At 54.6% G+C, this 4,985-nt stretch carries 6 protein-coding genes; all 6 read left to right on the top strand.

The genetic code is table 11. The annotated features are described in order from the left end of the window. Positions 1–487: 487 nt before the first annotated feature. A complete protein-coding gene (cmr4, locus tag ACP5H1_RS07855) occupies positions 488–1,531 on the top strand; it encodes a type III-B CRISPR module RAMP protein Cmr4 (RefSeq protein WP_427973810.1) in 1,044 nt (347 codons plus the stop codon). 4 nt (positions 1,532–1,535) lie between these two features. After that, entirely contained in the window at positions 1,536–2,063 is a 528-nt protein-coding gene (cmr5, locus tag ACP5H1_RS07860) for a type III-B CRISPR module-associated protein Cmr5 (protein ID WP_427973812.1), read from the top strand. Then, a complete protein-coding gene (locus ACP5H1_RS07865) occupies positions 2,060–2,356 on the top strand; it encodes a hypothetical protein (protein ID WP_427973814.1) in 297 nt (98 codons plus the stop codon). Before cmr5 ends, ACP5H1_RS07865 begins: the two co-directional genes overlap by 4 nt. Positions 2,357–2,374: 18 nt before the next feature. Next, positions 2,375–3,652 (top strand): hypothetical protein, encoded by a 1,278-nt coding sequence (locus ACP5H1_RS07870; protein WP_427973816.1) that lies wholly within the window; start codon positions 2,375–2,377, stop codon positions 3,650–3,652. Then, positions 3,649–4,644, top strand: a complete 996-nt coding sequence (gene cmr6, locus ACP5H1_RS07875; protein ID WP_427973818.1) for a type III-B CRISPR module RAMP protein Cmr6 — start codon at positions 3,649–3,651, stop codon at positions 4,642–4,644. The genes ACP5H1_RS07870 and cmr6 overlap by 4 nt, the downstream gene beginning before the upstream one ends. A gap of 14 nt (positions 4,645–4,658) precedes the next feature. Beyond that, positions 4,659–4,985, top strand: a 327-nt coding sequence (locus ACP5H1_RS07880) for a hypothetical protein (protein ID WP_427973821.1), incomplete at its 3' end; no start/stop codon positions are given.

The following is a 4,985-nucleotide window of genomic DNA, read 5'->3' on the forward strand; positions in this document are numbered from 1 at the left end:
GGGAGCATGGAGAGAGAGAACGCATTCAGGAGGTATACCTTGAAACCATAGAATGGTGTTGAAACTGGCCTCCCTGCTGAAGAACCGCTACGTGTTGAAAGTTTACGGAAACCATAGAATGGTGTTGAAACGCTACCTCGCCTCTTCGTTAATACTATACCCTCTTAATGGTTAGATCCACAGAACCGGTTGTTGAAATTGATTAGTGCGGGGAAGCGGGAGTCGGTGAACTACTGCGTTTAAGGTCTGGGCATTACCTTGAAGCTGCCAAGGGAGTAAAGGCTAGGCGGCTGGACTCGAAGGCGTCAGAGTTCACGGCGCACGCCTCGACGCAGAATTGCAATAAAAGGGTAATAGAGTGCAATAAAAAGGATAAATAGATAGTTTGATTTTAAAATATATTTCTGTTTTCAGTACTTTTCTCTAAAGATGATATATGTTTATATAGAACCTCACCACCATTGTATACCTGACTTGGTGCTTTCCCATGGCTCAGAGCGGCCCGGCGGCCGGTATTCCTATTATAGTATATTCTGTGACGCCGCTCCACGTGGGCTCCGGCAGGAGCCTGGGCGCGGTGGACCTCCCCATACAGAGGGACCCCTACAACTACCCAGTGGTGTACTCGTCCTCGTTCAAGGGCGCGCTGAAGTCACACTGCGCCAAGCGCCGCGGGCTGCCCCTTGGCGAGAGGGGCAGGATGGACTGCAGCAGGGCGCCGGAGTGCTGCTGCCTCTTCGGCCCCGAGGTCGACGACGAGAGCGGCAGCGGGCTGCTTGACGTGAGCGACCTGGTGCCCCTCTTCATACCGGTGCCGAGCCTGACGCACGGGTACATCTACGCCACCTCCACCTACCTCCTTGACAGGGCAGCCGACCTGCTGGAGTTCGCGGGAGAGGGCGACCTCCTGAACTTCATAAAGGGCATAAACATAAAAGGCAATAAAAACGGCGGCCCCGCTCAGGCCCAGGGCGCCGCCCCCAGGCAGGGGGGAGAGGCTGACGCAGCTGGGGTTGAGAGGCCCCTGCTCCCGCTCGCTTCGGGCAACGCGCAGAGTTCGGGCAACGTGCTGAGCCTGTTCAAAGGCGCTGGGAAGCTGTCAGAAAAGCTGGAGGAGGGCATAGTAGTGTTTGGCGATGACGAGGGCGCGGAGATCCTGGAGAGGGCCTACATAAGGGTGACCAGGAACAGGATAGACTTGAAGAACAAGACAGTTGCGACGGGCGCCCTGTGGACCGAGGAGTACCTGCCCCAGGGCACCGTACTGCTTGGCGTCCTGATGCCTTCAGTGCCCAAGAGGAACCCCTACTGCAGCTCTAATAAGAAGGATGAGAAGGGCGGCAGCAGTGGGAATAATAAAGAGGAGGTTTGCGACTACAACTGCTTCAAGGAAATCTTTAACAAGTACCTAAGCGAGACCGTCGGCGGCCAGAGGGAGGCGGACGGGTGGGTAGCCTTCTACGTGGTCATGGGCGGCAAGGAGACCGTGGGCAAGGGGTTCGTTAAGGTTAAGGTTAAGGCGCCGAGGTGATGTTATGAGCGAGGACGTGGCCATTGAAATAGGTAAGAAGCTGGAGGCCCTTAAGGAGAAGTGGAAGTGCAAGCAGATAGACGGCTACGTGAGGAGGGCCGAGGACTTCCCAGGACTTATGCTGCAGGCGGGCCTCGTGGCCGCCACCATCTTCTACCTATCTAAGGCTAACCTTGACGACGTCAGCAAGTACTATGACTACTGGAAAAGCGGCAGCGTGCCGCAGGTGAGCCGGGGCGGGGAGGAGGGCAAGGGCAAGGAAAAGGGGTTCGACATATGTGAGGATCTGGGGGAGGGCGCCAGCAAGGGGTACTCAGTCTACACAGCCTCGCTCCTTTATGTCTTCGGAAAGGTCATTAAGGAGTGCAGCGACAAGGGGGTGACGCCCAATGACGTGCTTGACTGCCTTAACCAGCTCATGAAGGGGGAGCTTAGGTACGAGAGGACCCTCGCGCCTATACTCATCAGCATCAAGGAGATCAGCGACCTCCTGTCGCCGGAGTCGAGGGAGGAGATAGGGGAGGGTTCATGATGTCTAGCGAGGACTGGAAGGCCATAGTGGACGAGGCCTCCAGGCTGGCCAGGGGCAACCTGGTATTTGAGGGGGAGTTCGTGAACTTCACCCCGTGGTGGGGCGGCAACTTCAGGACGGAGACGCTCTCGTTCATCAGTGATGCAGAGGCTCGAGTCACTGTGCCCGATGCAAAGACCATAGCTGGCAAGACAGCGTGGTTCATGAGGACGGTCTTTGGGGATCAGGTCCTCGAGGACCTGGGTATAATTGATGAGAACAGAGAGGGGAGAGGGGAGAGGGAGAAGCGCTAGTCAAAAATTACTGTGATAGTGAGGGCGCCTGAAATAGTGGTTGACGCCAGGCAGGGCACTGTTAAAAGCGAGGCCGGGGAAAGCCCTGGGAAGATCCTCTACCTCACGCTTAAGGACAGGGAGCCGCTGTCTGAGCTTATTGAAAGAGTCGGGTCAGTCAACAACCTCTGCACTAAATCTAAGCTAAACATGGCGCCTCGGGAGCTCTCGCAGAAGTTAGATGACTTCCTGTCGATTTACTGCATATCGCGCGTCACCCTCAGGGTTAGGGACAAGCTGAAGGACTTCTACGACAGGCAGAGAAAGAGGGACCCTAACGCTGAAGAGACCTTTAAGGAGGTTATGGCTCTCCTGCCCGTGAAGCCTAACAGCGTACACTTCACCCTTGAGGTAAGGGCTGAGCCCGGCTACGAGGATCTGGCAAAGAGCTTCGTGAGGGCGGCGGTCTTCACGCTCTACTACCTCGGGGTAGGCAGCGCGGCCAACAGGGGCTTTGGCAGGTTTATGCTTAAGGGCAAGCTAATAAATGGTTATGCTGAGCTTCTCGAGAAATTCAAAAAGATAGCGAAGAGTAACGTCAATAATATCGATCCCACATTTCCCATGCTTCAGGACTCTCAGGAACTAGGCTCCGTTAACGGCAGAGTGGAGGACGCTTTGGCCTGCATAGGCAATTCCACTATGAAGGTTAACTGGAAGCTTATAGAAGGCAAGTCATACACCACGCCGGGATTCGATTACAACACATGGGTGCTCGGGCTTCCAAGGCAGGGCAGCTATAAAGATTCTCTAAGTGAACAGAAAATAAATAATATAGAAAGGCAGATGAATAACATAGTGGAAGAATCTCATAGGAATAAAATAGTAGTAAAGGAGTCGAAATCTGAGAAATCGCGGCAGCAGGGGATCCCTGTAGAGATAATCACCGGTTACACGTTCTTTGATGAAGATGACAACGTCATTCAGAGGCGTCAGTCATACGTAGTTCTAACCGTGACCGAAGGTAGCCAGCAGTTTAAAATTATGGCAATAAAGTTCATCCCGAAGAACGTCGGCGACGAGATCGAAATAATTAAGAAGGGCTATCATATCGGTTTTCATTCGAAGCAGAAAAGTATAGATCCTAGAATCGTCCTAGATCGCAAGACACACTTGAATTCCAAGAGCGTCACGTTGTACATAGATGAAGCCATAGAGTACATTGAGGAATATATAAGGAACAGGTGCAGGACAGGAAGCAAGACGCCGCCAGCATCAGCCAAGGCTCCTAAGGCCTCGGGGGTGAGGAGGCGATGAACTCAGTCGGCGGGGGGAGCAGGAGGGCTGGGCAGCCCAGCTCCGCCTCTGGCCGCAATGCTAAGAAAGAGGAGGGGAACTTAATGATTTCATTAATAAAGCTTTACAGGGATAGCTACCTAGCCTCCCTTTCAGGATCTAAGTCATCAACGGCTGGCGGCGAGGGGACGGACTGGAAGACCAGGCTTAAAGAGGAGATAATAGGACATGCGCTTACTCACGACTTCAAACGTAACGTGGATCAGGCGAACGAGTACATTGATGAGGTGGCTGACGCCCTCGCTAACGCTGGGCTTGACGTGATTGACGTGAAGGCCAACGTCTCAACCAAGCTGCTCTCGGGCTTCGCCGCGGGGTTCCTCGCAGTAATGCTTGAGGTGGGGATGAACTGGGACCCAATACTGGACCTGCCCTACGTGCCAGGCTCCTCGATAAAGGGTGTCATGCGCAGCAACCTGCTTGACCTGTGCAGGAGCGCCAGGGCGTCAAACCCTGGTGACGTTGAAAGGTGCGCCCGGGCGGTCCTCACGATCTTCGGCTCGGGCGACAAGTTCATGGAGGGCAAATACCTTAAGCTGACCAACTTTAAGACCAGGTCGCACATCGGCGCCATAGACGTGTTTAACGCCTACCCTGTGAAGCTCGCTAACGGGAGGCTCCTGGACGGCGACATAGTGAACGCGCACTACTACAGAAACAATCAGCTGGTCAAGAACGAATACGAGGTGGTGCCCAACCCCGTGGCCCACCTTGTAGTTAGGAGAGGGGTCATGTTCAGGTTCCTGGTAGGTGTCAACGACTTGGACAACGCCAGCGAGCTGGCCTACGACATCTTTGGCGAGGAGGCCAAGGGCAAGGTAAAGGACGGCGTCGGGCTCGCGCTGCTCTCCCTCGCCTACGCCCTCGGCAGGGGCGTGGGCGCCAGGACAAGTAAAGGCTACGGCATTTTTGATATTGATGTTAATGGGGTCAGCGTCCGGAGGCACAAGTAATGGAGGTGGTGGCCGTGAGCTGCGGGGTGGACCAAAGGTTCCTCCTGAAGGCTAAGATCTTCGCGTTACTTCACGACCCCGCCTGGAAGCCGTGGGTCGTCGGCGGCGCTCTAATGGAGCGCTCAAAGATAGTCGAGGAGCTCATACAATCTGACGCGGAGGTCAAGAATATGATCGCTAGCTATGGCGGCTATGAGAAGTCTAATGAGACCCACGAGGCGGAGGCCTACACAGTAGCTAAGGTAGTTGCAGACCTCAAGGACAAAGAGCTTGAGAAGGCTAAGGAGATAGTGAAGTGGGCGGACGTGTTCTCCTCAAGCCTTGACAGGTACCTCAGCCTA

This window comes from Acidilobus sp. (assembly GCF_049973875.1).
Lineage (GTDB): Archaea > Thermoproteota > Thermoprotei_A > Sulfolobales > Acidilobaceae > Acidilobus.